The sequence below is a fragment of the Leptolyngbya sp. CCY15150 genome (genome assembly GCF_016888135.1).
In the GTDB taxonomy this organism is placed as follows: Bacteria; Cyanobacteriota; Cyanobacteriia; order RECH01; family RECH01; genus RECH01.
Genome location: NZ_JACSWB010000174.1, coordinates 47580 through 66321, shown reverse-complemented (window position 1 = coordinate 66321; position 18742 = coordinate 47580). Strand labels below are relative to the sequence as shown.

General features: G+C 54.3%; 12 protein-coding genes. 6 read left to right on the top strand and 6 right to left on the bottom strand.

Annotation, left to right across the window (positions count from 1 at the left end; all coding sequences use genetic code 11):
* Positions 1-275: 275 nt before the first annotated feature.
* Positions 276-1283, top strand: a complete 1008-nt coding sequence (locus JUJ53_RS12240; RefSeq protein WP_204152303.1) for an ATP-binding cassette domain-containing protein — start codon at positions 276-278, stop codon at positions 1281-1283.
* The gene (locus tag JUJ53_RS12235) at positions 1280-2086 is read left to right on the top strand and encodes an ABC-2 family transporter protein (RefSeq protein ID WP_204152302.1); all 807 of its coding nucleotides are present in this window, start codon (positions 1280-1282) and stop codon (positions 2084-2086) included. Before JUJ53_RS12240 ends, JUJ53_RS12235 begins: the two co-directional genes overlap by 4 nt.
* Before the next feature lie 154 nt (positions 2087-2240).
* Here the strand turns inward: JUJ53_RS12235 and infB are convergent, their stop codons facing one another.
* From infB to rimP, 4 genes are all read right to left on the bottom strand, one after another.
* Positions 2241-5414, bottom strand: a complete 3174-nt coding sequence (infB, locus tag JUJ53_RS12230; protein WP_204152301.1) for a translation initiation factor IF-2 — start codon at positions 5412-5414, stop codon at positions 2241-2243.
* 506 nt (positions 5415-5920) lie between these two features.
* Positions 5921-6220 carry a YlxR family protein gene (locus JUJ53_RS12225; protein WP_204152300.1) on the bottom strand — a complete coding sequence of 100 codons (300 nt, stop codon included), beginning with the start codon at positions 6218-6220 and terminating at the stop codon, positions 5921-5923.
* Positions 6221-6358: 138 nt separating this feature from the next.
* Entirely contained in the window at positions 6359-7822 is a 1464-nt protein-coding gene (gene nusA, locus JUJ53_RS12220) for a transcription termination factor NusA (RefSeq protein ID WP_204152299.1), read from the bottom strand.
* A gap of 115 nt (positions 7823-7937) precedes the next feature.
* Positions 7938-8405 carry a ribosome maturation factor RimP gene (rimP, locus tag JUJ53_RS12215; RefSeq protein WP_204152298.1) on the bottom strand — a complete coding sequence of 156 codons (468 nt, stop codon included), beginning with the start codon at positions 8403-8405 and terminating at the stop codon, positions 7938-7940.
* Positions 8406-9055: 650 nt separating this feature from the next.
* Here rimP and JUJ53_RS12210 point away from each other — a divergent pair.
* The 4 genes from JUJ53_RS12210 to JUJ53_RS12195 all read left to right on the top strand — a co-directional run bounded on the left by JUJ53_RS12210 (position 9056) and on the right by JUJ53_RS12195 (position 15917).
* Positions 9056-9643: a 2OG-Fe(II) oxygenase gene (locus tag JUJ53_RS12210; RefSeq protein ID WP_204152297.1), complete on the top strand. Its 588-nt coding sequence runs from the start codon at positions 9056-9058 to the stop codon at positions 9641-9643.
* Positions 9644-9774: 131 nt separating this feature from the next.
* Positions 9775-11679, top strand: a complete 1905-nt coding sequence (gene glmS / locus JUJ53_RS12205) for a glutamine--fructose-6-phosphate transaminase (isomerizing) (protein WP_204152296.1) — start codon at positions 9775-9777, stop codon at positions 11677-11679.
* 268 nt (positions 11680-11947) lie between these two features.
* Positions 11948-13405 carry a DUF2779 domain-containing protein gene (locus JUJ53_RS12200; RefSeq protein WP_204152295.1) on the top strand — a complete coding sequence of 486 codons (1458 nt, stop codon included), beginning with the start codon at positions 11948-11950 and terminating at the stop codon, positions 13403-13405.
* 331 nt (positions 13406-13736) lie between these two features.
* A complete protein-coding gene (locus JUJ53_RS12195; protein WP_204152294.1) occupies positions 13737-15917 on the top strand; it encodes an IMS domain-containing protein in 2181 nt (726 codons plus the stop codon).
* 113 nt (positions 15918-16030) lie between these two features.
* On the opposite strand, the gene JUJ53_RS12190 is transcribed toward JUJ53_RS12195, so the two are convergent.
* Both JUJ53_RS12190 and gcvT read right to left on the bottom strand, forming a co-directional pair.
* Positions 16031-16489 (bottom strand): ATP-binding protein, encoded by a 459-nt coding sequence (locus JUJ53_RS12190; protein WP_204152293.1) that lies wholly within the window; start codon positions 16487-16489, stop codon positions 16031-16033.
* A gap of 243 nt (positions 16490-16732) precedes the next feature.
* Entirely contained in the window at positions 16733-17851 is a 1119-nt protein-coding gene (gcvT, locus tag JUJ53_RS12185) for a glycine cleavage system aminomethyltransferase GcvT (RefSeq protein ID WP_204152292.1), read from the bottom strand.
* Between the last annotated feature and the right edge of the window lie 891 nt (positions 17852-18742).

Genomic DNA, 18742 nt, shown 5'->3' with positions numbered 1-18742 from the left:
GATTGATGCAAATCATAGATGGAGGATCAGGACGTCTAGATCCCATCGGGATCTCGGGGGAACGCTGAGGCCTGACTCGGTTAGGTCTGTCATGGGTTAGGCAATCCTGCTGTCTAGACTGAGGCTGGATATCTCCGGCAAATGTAGGCTTGGCGCGCTACTCTTCTATTAGTAAGAGATGGGCCAGCCGCTGAGATGAGAGGGTTCTGAGAAGAGTCTGAGGGTATAGAGCGGCGCTGGTTCTCTGTTCAAGGTCTTTAGCCCAGTTCTGCTACATGTCAATGATTTCAGTCCACCATCTCAGCAAGACCTATCCGGTTGCCGTTAAGCAGCCGGGATTGCGGGGAACGCTACAGCATTTGTTCAAGCGCACCTACCACCAGGTCAATGCTGTACAAGATGTTTCTTTCACCATTGAGCCGGGGGAAGTGGTGGGATTTCTAGGCCCCAATGGAGCTGGGAAAACGACGACCCTGAAGATGCTCACGGGCTTGATTCATCCATCGACCGGGGATATACGGGTGGCTGGCCATGTCCCTTATCAACGCGATCGCTCCTTTTTGCAAAGCATTACTCTGGTGATGGGGCAGAAGCAGCAGCTCATTTGGGATCTGCCTGCTATGGATTCTCTGCGGATTAATGCCGCTGTGTATGGCATTGAGGAACGAGAGTTTCGCCATCGAGTTGGTGAGCTGGTGGAGATGCTGTCCCTGGAGGGCAAGCTGACTCAACCGGTGCGCAAGCTGTCTTTGGGGGAACGGATGAAGGCAGAAGTGCTGGCAGCTTTGGTGCATCGTCCTCAGGTGTTGTTTCTAGACGAACCGACGTTAGGGCTAGATGTGAATGCTCAGGTGAGCGTCCGTAACTTTTTGCGGGAGTATAATCAGCGCTATGGTGCCACGATTTTGCTGACCAGTCATTACATGGCTGATATTACGGCCCTCTGTCAGCGGGTGATGCTGATCCATGCCGGGCGCTTGATTTACGATGGCGGCTTAGAGAACTTATTGGAGAAGTTCGCACCTTATCGAGAGGTGACGGTGGAACTGGGTGAGCAGTCTGCCTCGCTTGCGCCGCAGTCCTTAAGCGATCGCCTCCAGTCCTACGGAGAGCTAGAAGCAGTTGAAGGCTGTGTTGCCAGGTTTCTAGTGCATCGCGACCAGCTCCCTGCCGTGATTGCTCGTTTGCTAGCCGATCTGGATGTGATTGATCTCACGGTCACCGATCCACCGGTTGAAGATGTGATTGGCCGAGTTTTTCAGCAAGGACATGTAGCGTCATGACAACCCTCTTTCAGGGGCGGCGTCCCTGGCATATTGCTCGAACGTTGATGGTGGTGTACTACGCCTACATGTTGGAATACCGGGCAGAGCTGTTGTTTTGGGTGCTCTCGGGTAGCCTACCGCTGATTCTCATGGGGGTTTGGGTGCAGGCGTCTGAGACCGGACAGTTTGCCCTGTCCTCCCTAGAGTTTGTCCGCTATTTCTTCGCGGTCTTCCTCGTGCGCCAACTGACCGTCGTTTGGGTGATTTGGGAGTTTGAACGGCAGGTGGTGGAAGGAACGCTTTCCGCTAAGTTATTGCAGCCCTTGGATCCTGGCTGGCATCATTTCGCCTCCCACACGGCAGAACGGCTAGCGCGACTTCCCTTGGTCATCGGCATGATGGTGCTATTCTTCACCCTCTACCCCGATGCTCTCTGGCAGCCCGATCTTGCTAACCTAGGTCTGGGCTTGATGATGACCGTGCTGGCCTTTATCCTGCGCTTCTTAATCCAATACACCTTTGCTATGTTTGCCTTTTGGATGGAGCGGGCTGTTGCCATTGAGCAGTTCTGGTTTTTGCTCTATCTATTTCTCTCGGGTATGGTCGCCCCCCTTGAGGTTTTTCCGCCTATGGTGCGATCGCTTGTCCTGTGGACACCGTTTCCCTACTTGATTAGTATTCCAGCCAGCCTGATCGTAGGGCTGCCGGTAAATCTGACCCAGGCGTTTCTGGTCACCTTCGGGTGGATTGCCATCTTCTGGCTGCTGAATCGCTGGCTGTGGCATAGGGGGCTCAAGCATTACTCGGGTATGGGAGCTTAGGTTGTCCCCTGTCGCTGTGGGATTCATGCCAAGCCTGAGCAAATAGAGCAGGGTGTAGGCATGTTCCAGTAATGACGGCCAAAAAAATAGGGGGCGATCGCCCCCTATGGATATCAATATGTTGTGAGTCTACGTGAGCCTATGGGGTTGACGACTATACCGTCAACGTCCGTCGCTTGCTCACCAGCTTGAAGGTTTCGACAATGTCGCCTTCTTCCCAGCGGTTGAAGTTATCCAAGCCAATACCGCACTCATAGCCAGCATTGACTTCTTTCACGTCATCCTTCACCCGTTTCAGGGAATCGAGATTACCTTCGTGAACTACTTCGTTGCCTCGGCGTACCCGCACACGGCAGTTCCGGATTGCCTTGCCCGACTGCACATAGCAACCGGCTACAGCCCCCTTGCCTACCGGGAAGACCGCCCGCACTTCAACCTGGCCTAGTGGTTCTTCCACCATTTCAGGATCCAACAACCCTTCCATTGCTCCTTGAATATCTTCCAAGAGCTTGTAGATGATGTTGTATTCGCGGACGTCAACGCCAGCTTCATCAGACGCTTGACGGGCACCGCTTGCCAAGGTGGTATTGAAGCCAATGATCACGGCATTACTAGCCGCAGCCAAGTCTACGTCGGTTTCAGTTACCTCACCCGGCGCTGCCAGCAACACCCGAAGCTGTACTTCTTGCTGAGGTAGCTGCTGTAGAGAGCCCAAGATGGCTTCCACGGAACCCTGAACGTCGGCTTTCAGCACGAGGTTGAGTTCCTTCAGTTCGCCTTCCTGAGCCTGCATCGACAGGGTATTCAGGGAGACTCGGCGAGATGCCATAGCCTGCTGCAGGCGAGACTGACGTTGCTGTTCCTTACGAGAATCGGCAACCGATCGCGCCTCCTTCTCTTCTCGGAAAACCTCGAATTCATCCCCAGCGGCGGGTACTTCGCTTAAGCCAAGTACTTCAACTGCAAAGGACGGATAGGCTGCCTCAACCCGCTGGAGGCGATCGTCAATCATGGCCCGCACCTTACAGAAGGACGAACCCGCTACAAGGGTATCGCCGACTCGCAGGGAACCATTTTGAACCAACAGGGTTGCAACTGGCCCACGAGACTTGTCGAGGTTGGCTTCAATGACCGTCCCACGAGCAGGGCGATCGGGGTTGGCATAGAGATCTTCAACTTCGGCTACGAGGAGAATCATCTCCAGCAAGGTGTCGAGATTGTCGCCATTGATGGCACTCACCGGCACCATGATGGTGTTGCCGCCCCATTCTTCCGGCACCAGACCATATTCCGTGAGCTCTTGCTTGACGCGCTCGGTCTGAGCCCCTTCCTTGTCTACCTTGTTAATAGCAACCACGATGGGAACTTCGGCTGCCTTGGCGTGGCTAATGGCTTCGATGGTTTGCGGACGCACCCCATCATCAGCAGCAACCACAAGGACAGCAATGTCAGTCACCCGAGTTCCTCGGGCCCGCATAGCCGTGAAGGCTTCGTGACCTGGAGTATCTAGGAATACCACCTGTTGGGCGTTGTCTCCTTCGCCCATATCGACGTGGTAAGCCCCAATGTGCTGGGTGATACCGCCAGCTTCTCCTTGGGCGACCTTAGTCTTCCGAATAGAGTCGAGCAGGGTGGTTTTCCCGTGATCGACGTGGCCCATAATGGTGACTACCGGCGGACGACGCTGCAGGCTTTCTAGATCGCCCACATCAATCATGTCGGTCACTTTCTTCGCTTCAGCTTCAGCTTCAGCGGTTTCTGCCGTAATGCCAAACTCTTCCGTGACGGTAATCGCCGTTGGAACATCTAGAATTTGGTTGATGTTAGCCGCAATGCCCTTGAAGAACAGGGTTTTGATGATTTCGGTTTCTGGAACTCCAATCACCGCTGCTAGGTCGTGGACACTGAGGCTATCGGTCAACACAATATGTTCTGGCCGCTTGTCCTTCTGCTCTTGCTCGCGGCGATCGCGTCGGTTGTTGCGGGAGTTTTCCCTAGAACCGCCGCCAGACCGCTTCTTCTGAGCCTGGGCTGTGTTTGGAGCCTTGGGCTGCGGTGGACGACCCTTAGGCTTGGGCGGACGGGCTAGGGATAGGCTGACCTGATTGGCGCCATTCTCATCGCCATTGAGCACTTCATCTAGATCTTCATCTTCGTCAATGAGCGGCTGCGTGCGGCGCTTGCTCTTGACACTCTTTGCCCGTGGCGTTTCTTCTTCGTCTTCCTCGTGATCCCGACGTGACTTGCTGCGCTTGGGTGGACGAGGTGGTGCAGGACGCTGCAGCTCTAAGTCTGGCTTCGCTGTAATGTCCGTTTCATCTCTCGTGTCATCCCCATCCGTGCTGTCTGCATCACGGCCGACTTTCGGGGCTCGGGTTGGCTTACGCAGCTCAATGGTCGGCTTGGGCTTCAGCATGGGCTTCTGCCTAACTTCCATATCCGCTGCGACGTCTCTGGAGTCGTCCGTGCTAGGAGACTTTGGTCGCCCAGTGAGTTCTTCCCGGCTGCGAATGATCTCTGCCGACTGGCCATCCGATGGCTCAGTTCTGTTTTTCTTCAGAATTGGACGGCTGGCCGTAGACTGCGGCTGGCTAGGCGTCTTAGCAACGGGGCGAGAGGGCGGCTTAATCAACTCAGGCGCATTCTCTTCTTCTTCGAGCTCTAATGGCTCAGAAGGAGACTCATCAACCGGTGGCTCTGGATCCACCACGGGCTTCTCGACGAGAGGCATGGCCGGTTTTGGCCGCTCAGGAGCTGTAGTGGGTTCTGATATATCTTCTCTGAGGGCCTTGGGCGCAACGGGTTTTGGCGCGATGGGTTTTGGCAATTCAGTCGGCACAGGTTGAGCAGTCCCATTTTGATCGATTCCATGAACCTCGCGATCCCCTGGTTCACTATCGCTAGGTGACGCAACAGATGGACGGGCAGGCGGACGCAGCGGTGCAGATGCAGCGGCGGGTTCGTCTTCCGGCATGGCTGGTTTTGGCCGCTGCTCCGGTGGCTTGGGCGCATCAGAAGAGGTGGAGTGATGCCGACGGATTTCTAGAATCTGCTGCTTCTTAACCGGTTTGCGGGCTCCTAGAGGCTTGGCAGCACTAGGGGGGGCGCTCCCTCCGGCGGTTGGGGAGGGGGCGGGACGACTAGAGGAGGAGTGAGTGACGGGGCGACGCTCAGCGGCGCTGCGAATTTGTGTCGCCTCTGCTTCCGTAATCGTACTGCTGTGGCTTTTGACTGCGATATTGAGTTCTTCGCAGTAGGCTAAAATGTCTCGATTTTCCAAATTCAACTCTTTCGATAGCTCGTAAATTCTAACTTTTCCGTTGTTCATCCACTCGTTCCTCTGCGTACCACCTAGTTGTTACATAGCGACCTACCGCTTTCTACGAAACTGCATAGTTAGATCGTAACGAATGCTGCACCATCGTGATTCACTCTGTCAGGACGTCATGTCACTGGTTGATGAAACATTTGTGCAACTATGCCGGCCTATCATAATCCAGCTTAGGACAACTGCACTGAAACGGCCTACTGGGGCCGTGATGTAGACCTCTCTCGATCTACGTCATCGTGGAGCTATCGCAGTCCTTGCGTGACTGCTCAAGTCTGCCGGATGATGACACGGGGTCTAATGCCGCAACACCTGACGACGAGAGAGGTATGAAGGAAGCTGACCTTAGACATGAACCTGTAGGCTTCATGAGCAATATGCTTAAAGAATATCGATCCCTTGCATCCATCGAATCGTTGCCATGCAATGTTAGCCATGCAATCGTCGATGTTCCACGGTGATCCGTAACTGTACAAGGTACCTAAGAAGCTAAGAAGCTTAAGATTTTAGGATCTTGCTTGCGGGGATCTATCTGTGCCCATGGATTGAGCAGCAGTGTCGTGGGATAGACGCTGCCACAATCCCTGATAGATCGTATCAGGAACAGTAGCTTTAAGCGATCGCCCTAAGCGGTCTTTACGTTGAGCTGCTTTAAGGCAGTCTGAAGATGGGCAAAGATAGGCGGAGCGCCCCATGCCCTCATCTAATTGTACTGTCCGAGACGGATAAACTCGGACAATTCGCCAGAAATACTCTTTTTGATCAACTTTCCGACAACTGATGCAGCGGCGATCGTTGGGCTTCATCGCAAGGATGCACTACGGTAGGGGGCTCTACTGATCGATTGGGCCACCTGCCTCTCGCGGGTTGGGTCGATAGGCGTTCTGGGCGATCGCCTAGAGAACGCCCAGGCAGGTGACGTGGGGATGGTTGCAGGTTTAGGGCTAGGGTCGCTCAGTGGCAGACGGTTGCTCAACGCCAAAACCATCGGAGGGTTCTAGATCGGCATCATCCGCTGCCATCTCGTCATCCTCGCCTTGATCGTCATCATTCTCTAGATCGTCCTCTGCATCATCGATATCTGCAGCCGCTTCCCCAGAGGTGGATTCATCGAGATCATCATCAGACGCGGTGTTGAGGGCGATCGCTTCTTCAGAGTCTTGATCCTCTCCCTCATCGTCATAGTCTTCATACTCCTCATTCTCCGCATCCAGCTCGGCTTGACGAGCCTGACGAGCCTCCAGCAGTTCCTGCATCTTCAAATTTTCGGCGTCATAGTCATAGCGAGCCGTGTCTTTGATGTCAATCTTCCAGCCGGTGAGTCGGGCTGCTAATCGGACATTTTGCCCCTCTTTACCAATGGCAAGGCTGAGCTGATCTTCTGGAACCAGGACATGGGCCTGGCGATCTTCCGAGTTCATCAGCCGCACTTCATCGACCCGAGCCGGGCTGAGGGCATTGGCGATATAGGTAGACGGATCAGGAGACCAGCGGATCACGTCGATTTTCTCACCGCGTAGCTCGTTGACGACTACCTGAATGCGCGAGCCGCGAGCCCCGATGCAGGCTCCCACAGGATCTACATCCCGCTCTAGGGTATCCACCGCAATTTTGGTGCGAGGCCCCACCGATCGCGATGGCGGTGTTGCTTCTCGGGCCACGGCCACAATCCGCACCACTTCGTCTTCAATTTCGGGCACTTCGTTGGCAAAGAGGTAGACCACCAAGCCTGCATCTGCACGGGATACCAAAAGCTGGGGGCCGCGATGCGATCCTTCCGACACCCGCTTGAGGTAGACCTTGAAGGTGGCATTGGCGCGATAGTTATCGTTGGGCAGTTGATCGCGCTTCAGCAGTTCAGCTTCCACATCGGGCTGCCCAAAGCCGCTGTTGACGGCCATGATCACCGACTGCCGTTCAAACCGCAGCACTCTGGCTTGCAGGACAGTGCCTTCTAGGTCTTTAAATTCATCTTGAACAAGTTTGCGCTGCTGATCTCGCAGTTTTTGGGCCAGCACCTGCTTGGTTTGAATGGCGGCCATGCGCCCAAACTCCCCTTGCTCCGGGGTGACATCGAGCACCACTGTGTCGCCAAGCTGAGCTTCTGCCGCCACTTCTTGCACTTCTTGCAGGGCAATTTGATGATCGGGATTGGATACGGCTTCAGCAATGGTCTTGGTGGCTAATACCCGAAATCCTTCTTCTTCGATATCGAGTTCCACCTCGAAATTACTGAAGTATTCTTCATCAAAATGAGCATCATCCGGACGATTGGTGCGGCGATAGCGTTCATACCCTTTCAGCAATGCTTCACGCAGAGCTGTTTGCACAGCGTGCTTGGGTAGGTTGCGCTCCCGACTGATGCTATCAATCATCTCCTGTAGTCCAGGAAGATTGACCATAGACATAGATATAGCCTCCGGTATTCAGGGGTGTAGTGGGACGAGAAAGATAGAGTCGATGGGCTGGGCGATCGCCCTTCATAAGAACATGACTAGGGATTGAGGACTAGAAAATCACGGCTTATTCACTGCCTGCATCGCTGAGTTGAACGGTTTGTACGAGGTGGCGAGGAATCGCGATCGCCCGTCCCTTTTGGTTAATGTGAATACACTCCTCGTCTCGTTCAATCAGATTGCCTGAAAAACTTTTGTGTCCTTTATAGGCTTCGGTCAACATTAGGCAAACCGGAAACCCTTTAAAGGAGATGAACTCGCGATCGGTGGTCAGCGATCGCGAAATGCCTGGACTGGAAACCTCCAAGACGTAGGCATCGGGAATTAATTCAGAGGCATCTAAACTCGCTTCAACGGCCCGGCTCATGCGTTCACAATCATCTAGGCTGGTGTCTTGGGACAGGTTGCGAATATCCAGGCGCAGCACCGGCGGACTTTGATTGGTGTAAAACACCGCAGTGACCAACTCTAGCCCGAGGGAGTCTGCGATCGGAATCGCCAAGTCGAGGATTTGTGGAGTGAGGGGATGCGTCATCGTAACGGCAAAAACCAATAGAAAACCAGCGAATCACGGGCGGGGTTGTCCTAAAATCTAGAGCACATCGTCGGCAAAGGCGTTCTAAGGCTACAGGTGCCTTGCCTTTCCCAAAGGGTGATGTGATATATCAGATTTAGTCATGCCCCATGCCTAGGCTTGACGCAGCGGTACAGTCCCTACACCTCAGCCAATCTGGGGTGGTGCGCAGACCTTGCGACATCCTGACAACATCATATAGACACAAAAAAAGTGGGCACCGACCCACTTCAATCGAAATGATGTCCTAACATGAGCAGGCGAACAGATAAACAGCCCGATACTGCTCATCAGACAGTTTAGCGCATTCTCCCTCAAGGTGATGCACCGGCAGTCTTAGCCAGGCAGCATGGGGCGATCGCCTAGCTCAAGCCGCACCTGCACCGAGTCTTACACTAGCTCATACCCAGATGCTCCTCGCCCCTGATCATCCGGATTCCCAGCGGCCCGCCTTGAAACAGGGAGTCACCCGTTGGGGCGACACAGCGTCATGGGGGGCATCCAAGGCGGGAGATGACTAGAATTGGAACGCAGGGCGATCGCCCCTAGCTTTGTGCAGCTCATTGGTTGCAGCTCATTTATTGAACCCATCTGTGAACGGGAGGACAGTCATGGCGGCGCATCAGCTTACCCGCTTGGGCGATGAAATTTTCTTGGTGGAGGGATTGCTCGATCCCAGCCTATGTCAGCATTTGATCCAAATTGCCGAAACCTGTGAGTTTCAAGCAGCGGGCATTTTGATCGAGAGTGTTGACAACGAGGTGCGCAGCAATGACATGCTGAAGCTCGGCCAGTCAAACCCCCTCGGCGATTCCACCAATCAACTGATTATGATGCGGCTGGCGATCGCCCAAGGGTTGCTGTTCGAGTCCTACGGCGTGCGGTTTCCCTATGCCGAACCCTGTACCATTCTCCGCTATCGGGAAGGGCAGTTCTATAAGCGCCATGTGGATAATCTGCTGCTGTCGAGCCGCTTTCAGGAAGTGGAGCAGGGCATTCCCACTCGGGATATTAGCGTGGTGGGCTATCTCAATGATGGCTTTGAGGGCGGCGAAACCTATTTTGATCGCCAAGGGGTGACGGTGCAGCCGCAGGCGGGCGCGGTGCTGCTCTTTCCCGCCTATTTCACCCATCCCCATGCCTCTCTGCCTGTGCGTAAGGGGCAAAAATATGCCTTCACCAGTTGGCTGTTTCATTAGGCGATTGGGATCGGGGGCGATTGGATCCAGGGGACGATTGGATCCAGAGGGACGGAAGAGCGATCGCCTACAATAGGCTTCAACTGATCGCGTTGGCTGATGAGTTTGATGACCCGTGAGGAGTGGGAACTATGTGTGGAATCGTTGGATATATTGGCACCCAAGCCGCTAGCCAAATTTTGCTAGAAGGGCTGAAGAAACTAGAGTATCGCGGCTACGACTCGGCGGGCATTGCCACGGTCTTTGAAGGCGAAATTCACTGCGTTCGCGCCAAGGGCAAACTCCTCAATCTTCAAGAAAAACTGGCGGGTCTAGAAAATCCGGCGCGGGTGGGCATTGGCCACACCCGCTGGGCCACCCACGGCAAGCCGGAGGAATATAACGCCCATCCCCATATGGATACGGCCTATCGGATTGCGGTCGTGCAAAACGGCATTGTGGAAAACTATCGCGATCTGCGGGATGAACTCAAGGCCAAGGGGCACGAATTTCGCTCTGATACCGACACGGAAGTGATTCCCCATTTAATTGCCGAATGCATGAAAAATCCGGCACCTGTCGGGCGATCGCTTTCCCAGCAGTCGCTCTTCCTAGAGGCGGTTAAGCAAGCGGTGAATCGTCTGCATGGAGCCTTTGCCCTAGCGGTAGTCTCTGCCGACTATCCTGATGAACTTGTAGCCGTGCGGCAGCAGGCTCCCTTGGCCATTGGCTTTGGCCAGGGTGAATTTTTCTGCGCTTCAGACACGCCGGCTCTGGTCGCCCATACCCGAGCGGTGCTGGTGTTGGAAAATGGCGAAATGGCTCGACTGACGCCCCTAGGCGTTGAGGTGTATAACTTCCAAGGCGATCGCCTCAAGAAGTTTCCCCGCACCCTCAACTGGAACCCGATCATGGTGGAGAAGCAGGGGTTCAAACACTTCATGCTCAAGGAGATCTATGAGCAGCCGGGTGTGGTGCGTTCTAGCCTAGAAGCCTATCTCACCCCAGGCTGGACAGCCGACCAGAGCGATCGCTCTCCGGTGCAGCTTGGCCTAGATGATTCGCTGTATGACCATCTCAATGCGATTCAGATCGTGGCCTGTGGCACCAGTTGGCACGCTAGCTTGGTGGGCAAATACCTGCTGGAGCAGTTGGCGGGCATTCCCACCCAGGTGTATTACGCCTCGGAATTTCGCTATGCGCCGCCGCCGATCACCCCCCAGACGTTGACCATTGGCGTTACCCAGTCGGGGGAAACTGCTGACACTCTCTCTGCGTTGGATATGGAGCTGAAGCGGCGGCAAGCGCTCAATCCTAGCGATCGCCCACCCATTTTGGGAATCACCAACCGTACCGATAGCACCCTAGCCACCCTGGCCAACTATGTGCTGGATACCCGTGCCGGCATTGAAATTGGTGTAGCGGCGACTAAAACCTTCACCGCCCAACTGGTTGCCTTTTACATGCTGGCGCTGGATTTAGCCTATCGCCGTCGCACTGTGTCCCTAGAGCGTCTAGAAGCGATCGCCACGGGGTTACGACAACTGCCGTCGGAGATGGAGCTGATTCTCGAAAGCCAAGAGCGCTACATTGAAGAGCTGGCCCATGATTTTGCCGAAACTCAGGACTTTATTTTCCTAGGCCGGGGCATCAACTTCCCCATTGCCCTAGAGGGGGCGCTGAAACTCAAGGAAATCAGCTATATCCATGCTGAGGGTTATCCGGCTGGTGAAATGAAGCATGGCCCCATCGCGCTGCTGGATGCCAAAGTGCCCGTGGTGGCGATCGCTATGCCGGGGGATATCTATGAGAAAGTGTTGTCCAATGCCCAGGAGGCCAAAGCTCGGGATGCCCGGCTGATTGGCGTGACGCCGATGAATGATCAAGAAGCTCAAGAGGTGTTCGACAATATCTTGCCCGTGCCAGCGGTGGAAGAACTGCTGTCTCCTATTTTGACGGTGATTCCGCTTCAGTTTCTGGCGTACCACATTGCGGCGCGGCGCGGTCTGGATGTGGATCAGCCCCGGAACTTGGCGAAGAGCGTCACGGTGGAATAGCCAGTCCTGTCAATATATTCTGTTGTAGCGTGCTGTTAGGCGCAGCCGTAACGCACGATCGCGTCAGGCGTTGCTCGATTGATCGGTTGTCTAGACTCTGTCGTCAACTGGTGGCTTCGGATTCTAAGGGTAGCTACATGCGCAGTTTTGTGATTGATTGCTACCCCTATGGGTTGATCAAGCAATAAAAGCGCTAAGGGCATTTTCCTAAACGTTTGGTAGGTCTTGGGTATTCTAAGGCTGACCAGCCAAGTTGTGGAGAGGCTTGATGACAGGTTCAATCAGCAAATCCCAGATGATGGCGGGCCTGCAGTGCCCCAAACGCCTTTGGCGAGAGGTGAAGCAGTCGTCCTCCCAGCCCATGTCCCTAACGCAACAGCACATTCTGGCTCAGGGACAGGAGGTTGGCCGCTATGCCCGCCAGCAGTTTGCCAACGGCGTGCTGATTGGCGCAGCGACCAGCGAGGCGATTTCTGCCACCCAACGGGCGATCGCTTCTGGATCCACCTGTTTGTTTGAAGCGGCTTTTGAGTTTGAGGGCGTCTTCGTCCGCTGCGATATTCTTCAGCACGTCGCGGCGGGGTGGGAACTGATTGAGGTTAAGTCTTCTAGTAAACCTAAGGATGAGCATGTCTGGGATGTTGCCATTCAGACCTATGTGCTGAGAGGGCTGGGGCTATCGGTTCCCGCCGTCAAACTGATGCATCTCAATACCCAAACCTGCTGTTTCCCAGATTTGACCGATCTGTTTGCGATCGCTGATGTCACCACCGATGTCGAGGCAATCCTCCCCGAGATCCCAACCCACCTGGCTCAGTTCAACCAGTATCTCAGCGAGCCAGCCGAACCTACCCTGGCCATCGGTAAACATTGTGATGCGCCCAATCCCTGCCCGTTCAAACCAGATTGTTGGCAATCGGTGCCGGAACTGTCGATTTTTACGATCCCTCGGCTGGACTGGAAGAAGAAGCAAACCCTGGTTGCGGCAAACATCCTGGCGATCGCTGATCTGCCTGCCGACTATTCTCTTACCCCGCCGCAGCGTGCTTATGTAGACGGAGTCCTGACCCAGCAGCCGACAATTGACCGTGCAGCGATCGCCTCTAGCCTGGCGGAGTTAAACTATCCCATCCACTTTTTTGACTTTGAGACCCACAACCCCGCTATTCCCAGATTTGCTCCCCTTAAGCCCTATGCCCCGTTTCCCTTTCAATATAGTTGCCACATTCTCCATGCCGATGGGTCTCTAGAGCATCGAGACTATCTCCATGGCGATCGCTCCGATCCCCGCCCACCCCTGATCGCTGCCCTGCTGACCGATATCACAGCAGGCTCAGTGGTTGCCTACCACAAGTCCTTTGAAGCCAGTATTTTGCGTCGGCTAGCCCAAGATTTTCCTGACCAAGCGGCATGTCTAGAATCCATCAGCGATCGCCTCTGGGATTTAGAAGACATCTTTAAATATCACTACAAGCACCCTGGATTTCGCGGTTCCACCTCGATCAAATGCGTGCTGCCGGTACTGGTGCCCCATCTTAGCTATCAAGACCTAGCGGTGCAGCGCGGCGACCAAGCCCAAGCGGTTTGGGACACCATGCTAAGCTGCTCCGATGAGGGGAGCAAAGCTGAACGAATGCGAGACCTGCGGGACTACTGTCGGCTTGATACCCTGGCGATGGTCGAGATTTATCGCGCGCTCCAAGCCTTGTCTGTCAATAGCCGATAGATAGGAGAGGTATCCCCGACGTTGAATCTGATTGCATGACCGACCCTAGGGTAACCGCTGGTAATCTCAGCGTTTCTGTTGTGTAATAGGGTGAAGTAGTCAAGGATGCATCAAGAACAGTGGCAACTCTCTAAGGTAGAGTTTGTTCTGGACTAGAGAACACCGATTCTTTCAAGGACTGCTGTACGGGTTGAATGATTGTAAACGTTTACCAAGTTTGTCGGGGTTGCGAATAGTATAGAGGTCAGGTTGTGGTAAGCTTCGGCTCACTTACAATCCTGTGTTATCCTAACTGTCCTTTCAACTAAAGCATCGCTGGGGATGTGAGACTGTGAGAATTCCGCTGGATTATTACCGAATTTTAGGGCTGCCTATTCAAGCAACGGTCGAGCAGTTGCAGCAAGCCTACCGTGATCGTGCGCTCCAGCTACCACGGCGTGAATATTCTGAAGCAGCGATCGCAGCCCGGCGATCGCTGCTCGATGAAGCCTATACCGTTCTCTCATCCCCTGAGCAGCGCCAGACTTACGATGCGCAGTTTCTCAATACGCTGTACGACTCGGGTCAAGGTGATGAAGGTCGGCTAGAGCGATCGCCTACTCCCACCGGCTCGGCCGATCCCAATGATCCCTACAGCCCCAGCATCGACATCGACGATCGCCACTGGATTGGGGCACTGCTAATTTTACTAGAGCTAGGGGAGTATGAACTGGTGCTCAAGCTAGGACGCCCCTACCTGAGTAGCGGCAATATTAGCCTAGAGAGTGGGCGCTATGGCGATCCCGACATTGTCTTAGCCGATATCGTCCTCACCATTGCGATCGCTTGCCTAGAGCTGGGTCGGGAGCAGTGGCAGCAAGGACAGTATGAAGGTGCTGCCGAATCATTAGAAACTGGGCAAGAACTACTCCTCCGCGAGGGTGTGTTTGCTCCATTGCGAGGTGAAATGCAAGCCGATCTTTACAAACTGCGTCCGTATCGCATTCTAGAACTGCTGTCTATTCCCGAGTCTGCTGAAAGCTATCGCGTGGATCACCAGCGCGGCATTCAGGTGCTCCAAGAAATGTTGGATGAACGCGGTGGCATTGATGGTACGGGGGATGATCAATCCGGTCTGTCGGTGGATGATTTCCTCAAGTTTATTCAACAACTACGTGCCTACCTCACGGCAGGGGAGCAGCAAGCCCTGTTTGAGACGGAGGCCCGGCGTCCCTCGGCGGTGGCTACCTATCTAGCGGTGTATGCCTTAGCAGCCCGCGGCTTTGCCGATCGCCAACCTGCTCTCATCCGTCGCGCTAAGCTGCTGCTGCTGCGGTTGGGGATGCGCCAAGATGTCTATTTAGAGCAAGCCGTCTGTGCTCTGCTGTTGGGGCAGACAGAGGAAGCTAGCCGTGCCTTGGAGCATAGCCAAGAGTACGACTCCCTCGCCTTTATTCGCGAACATTCCCAGGATTCGCCCGACCTCCTGCCAGGCCTCTGTCTCTACGGTGAGCGTTGGCTGCAAAATGAAGTATTTCCTCACTTCCGGGATCTGGCCCAGAAGCAGGTGTCGCTCAAAGAATATTTTGCCGATGAGCAGGTGCAGGCCTACCTTGAAGAACTGCCCAATGAACCCGAACCGGCTAGCCAATGGGCTCCTGCCGCCAGCACTCGGGAGCATCACGAAAATGGTCACCGAGACTATGCCGTGGCTGGTTCCGCCTATGCTAGCCGCTCTGTCAACGGTCATCAGCCTTCGGGTGGCTACTCATCGGGTTATGGCGCTACCGCTACCCTAGATGCACCACCGCCGGTGAGCACCGCTGTGCCGATCGCTGAGCGAGTTTCCCATGGGGGCGATCGCCCCGTTATGCCGCCTCCTAGCGCCCGCCCGCCCCGTCCGAATCCTGCGGCGGCGCGATCGCGCCGACCCAGCCGCGGCCGCCCTTCCCCACGCCTTGACCGAATGCTCTTTTTGATAGCTATTGGTGTCTTTGGTCTGGTTGTGATTATCTCCCTGCTCAGCCGCATCAGCCGTGTTTTTGGCGGGACTCCTACGGTAGAACCACTGCAGCAGAGCTCTCTGGCGGGGCTTCCCCAACTCTATGCCGACGCGATCACCCCTCCGGCACCTAGCCTCAGTCAAGAAGAGTTGACCGATGAACTTGCCCTGCAAGTGGTTGAAACTTGGCTGGCAGCTAAGTCTGAGGCTTTAGGGGAGGCGCACAATGTTGATGGTTTATCCCAAATTTTGGTGGATCCTGTTCTTTCCACCTGGGAAGCCAGGGCAGCCCAGAGCGTCAGCAACAACTGGTACATGGTATATGAGCATACCGTGACCATTGATCGGGTTGAGGTGAATGAAGAGGTGCCAGAGGAAGCCAGTGTATTTGCGGCAGTGACCGAAACGGCTGAGCTGTATGTGAACGATCAGATTGACCTAGGAGGATCCTATGATGAGGCTCTCCAGGTTCGGTATGATCTGGTTCGGCAAGATGATCAGTGGCGTATTCGTGCTATGTCTGTTCAGTAACTATGTCTGTCTAGTAGCTAAGTTTGTCCAGCAACTAGACAGGCGATCGCTAAGGGAGAGGCGGTAGACGCTGGATAAACAGCAGCTACTCATCTCTCCCCCATCGGTCTCACCTAGACGGGGGAAGCTACCCTGCCGCGCTTTTTGATAACTTTACATAAGCTCAGCTCATTGCCTTTGGCGTTCCAGCGCACTTCATCAAAAACTTGGTGCAAAATATAGAGTCCTCGCCCGCATTCATCAACGTGGTGAGAATCATGAAGGTGGGGTGTTTCAATCTGGCATTGGCAGGTGGGTGATGGACTAAACCCTGATCCTTGGTCTGAGATGACCCAAGAGCAGCGATCGCCTACGACGGAGAACCGCACCAGCACCGTCTTGCCGGGGTCGAGATCATTGCCATGTTTGGATGCGTTAACCAGAGCCTCTTGTAGGCCAAGGCGAACCTCGTCTCTCCAACAGGCAGGAACGTCTGTCATCAAGAGATCGAGAACTGGACATAGATGAAGCGTGGAGGCAAAGCTAACTGTGCCCCACTTGCGCCCGCTGGGACGCAGTGAGATAGCAATCACGCAGTAAACCTCTCAGTTTTACAGAATTGAGTCGGACAGTCTGAACACAAAAGTTGTCCCTTGTCTTTACCATGGGAGCTGAACTTACAACAGTTGAGCTAGATGAGGCCAGGCCTCAAGCCATGGGAACGTCCCTGATCGTGCTATTTGCTAGTAACTAGGATCGTTAGATAGCTTTTTCAGCACCTTTTTATCCTAGCATATGGACTTTTTGCCCTCAGCTTTTCCCATGGGACTAAAGCATTAGGATGAGGGCGATCGCTTATAGAAAGGGCGTTTCACCACCGTTGCCTCGCAGTGGCGTCCGCGAATATTGACGGTCAGAGGCTGTCCTGGTTTGGCGAAGCTGGGGGGCACATAGGCTAGGGCAATGGGATAGCCGAGGGTGGGGGAGAGGGTGCCGCTGGTGACGTGCCCTACTACATGGCCGTCGTGCATCACCTCATACCCGGTGCGGGCAATGTTGCGTCCCGTCAACCTCAGTCCCACCAAGCGACGCGGTACGCCATGGCGCTTCTGCTCTTCTAAGGGCGATCGCCCAATAAAGTCTCCCGCCTGATCCAACTGTACGAGCCACGATAGACCAGCTTCTAGGGGTGTGGTTGCGGCGTCTACATCTTGACCGTAGAGAGCCATGGCCGCTTCCAAACGCAGCGTATCCCTTGCTCCTAGCCCACAGGGTTCGACGCCAGCCTCTAGGAGCGATCGCCACAGGGTTTGCCCTGGTTGGGCATCCAGCATAATTTCAACGCCGTCTTCTCCCGTGTAGCCGGTACGCGCAACAAAGGCCGATGCGCCAAACATGGATGTTGTGACATGTTCATAGCGCCCCACGGTTGATAGATCCGTCTCGGTATAGCGCTGCACGGTGGCGATCGCTTCTGGCCCCTGCACAGCAATGAGTACGGTTCCTTGAGACTGATCGGTCAAGGTCACCTGGTTGGCATCAAGGTGTTCCAACAGCCATTGGCGATCGCTGGCGGTTGTGGCTGCGTTGACAATCAAAAAAACGCGATCGCCCTCGGTCTCCGTGCTGCCTTGGTTGTAGATGATCAAATCATCCAAAATTCCCCCGGCGGCATTCAGGAGTACCGTGTACTGGGCTTGCCCTGGCTGTAACCCACGGAGATTGGAGGGCACTAACCGTTGCAGGTGCTCTAAGATGCGCTGCCCCGTCAAGACAAACTTGCCCATATGGGAAATGTCAAACATGCCAACGCGATCGCGGACAGCTCGATGTTCTTGGGTAATGCCACTAAATTGCACCGGCATCTGCCAACCCGCAAACGGCACCATGCGGGCCTGTTCATGGAGGGAATACAGCGGAGTTTGGTATAGTGCGCTACGGTCGGAATCAGTCATAACCCAAAACAATTATTAAGCTGACGCCACAGTATTTCATATCCAGACCGAGAACACAATTTTCATGGGGTGCTGTTGTCGGTCAAGGCTCCATACGTACTCCGTAGAGGATCCGTAGAGGGCACTGTACTCCGAGGCGAAAGTAACCGGCCTAGGTGCTAAGGCAGGAACCCTTGTGTGTCCTGGAAGTCTTTTTCGTTTTTCTATCTTCGTTCTTCTGGCTTGCGGTACTAGTGGGAATATCTTGCGTGGGGGAGCGATCGCCCTCGGTTCATGACTGCTGGAGCGATCCAACCCAGCAGTGTGAAGAGACCTTAGAGTCAATATAAAGTTTTTGAATGGTCAGCGTAATTCTTGCATGTGTTCTCGAATGTATTCAATACCATGGGGGTACTCTACGGGGACTTGCCTAGTCTATTTCCGATAGACGTTCCTAAGACAACCGATCGATGTCGTTGGAGCTGGGTCAAGACCAGCGTCTAGACCTGCTTGATCGTCCAAGGACGAACAGTGCTGAGGCTAGAGGTTGGTGACGTAGCCAAATCTTGTGCTTTTTGCGCAAGCCATAGCCAAACTTCAAAGATGTTGTGGTTTAGCGCTCTCAATGCTGGTGGGCATTACGCCCAATTCTTCCTAAACTTGGAGAATCAGCAGGGGCGTCTAGATCACAGTCAAACCGTACAGGCTCATTCGTTCTAAATCTAGTTCTAGATCTACTGGATCTATATATTCATGGCGTAGCCAAGCCGCACGAGTCGTCCTTCGCTTACCATGAGTAACTGAAGAATCATCTAGGCGTTAGTTTTGCTACTGATGTCGTGGTTCTAACTGGGTCATGCTTGTCTCCTAAATGGGGGTGAGATTAGAACGATGTGCTGTTCGGAAGGAGCT

Bases quoted from the DNA above. Each gene is read 5' to 3' on its own strand.
- JUJ53_RS12210 (WP_204152297.1), top strand. From the start codon at position 9,056: ATGGCGGCGCATCAGCTTACCCGCTTGGGCGATGAAATTTTCTTGGTG.
- JUJ53_RS12225 (WP_204152300.1), bottom strand. From the start codon at position 6,220: ATGAAGCCCAACGATCGCCGCTGCATCAGTTGTCGGAAAGTTGATCAA.
- glmS (WP_204152296.1), top strand. From the start codon at position 9,775: ATGTGTGGAATCGTTGGATATATTGGCACCCAAGCCGCTAGCCAAATT.
- JUJ53_RS12240 (WP_204152303.1), top strand. From the start codon at position 276: ATGTCAATGATTTCAGTCCACCATCTCAGCAAGACCTATCCGGTTGCC.
- rimP (WP_204152298.1), bottom strand. From the start codon at position 8,405: ATGACGCATCCCCTCACTCCACAAATCCTCGACTTGGCGATTCCGATC.
- infB (WP_204152301.1), bottom strand. From the start codon at position 5,414: ATGAACAACGGAAAAGTTAGAATTTACGAGCTATCGAAAGAGTTGAAT.
- gcvT (WP_204152292.1), bottom strand. From the start codon at position 17,851: ATGACTGATTCCGACCGTAGCGCACTATACCAAACTCCGCTGTATTCC.
- JUJ53_RS12200 (WP_204152295.1), top strand. From the start codon at position 11,948: ATGACAGGTTCAATCAGCAAATCCCAGATGATGGCGGGCCTGCAGTGC.
- JUJ53_RS12235 (WP_204152302.1), top strand. From the start codon at position 1,280: ATGACAACCCTCTTTCAGGGGCGGCGTCCCTGGCATATTGCTCGAACG.
- nusA (WP_204152299.1), bottom strand. From the start codon at position 7,822: ATGTCTATGGTCAATCTTCCTGGACTACAGGAGATGATTGATAGCATC.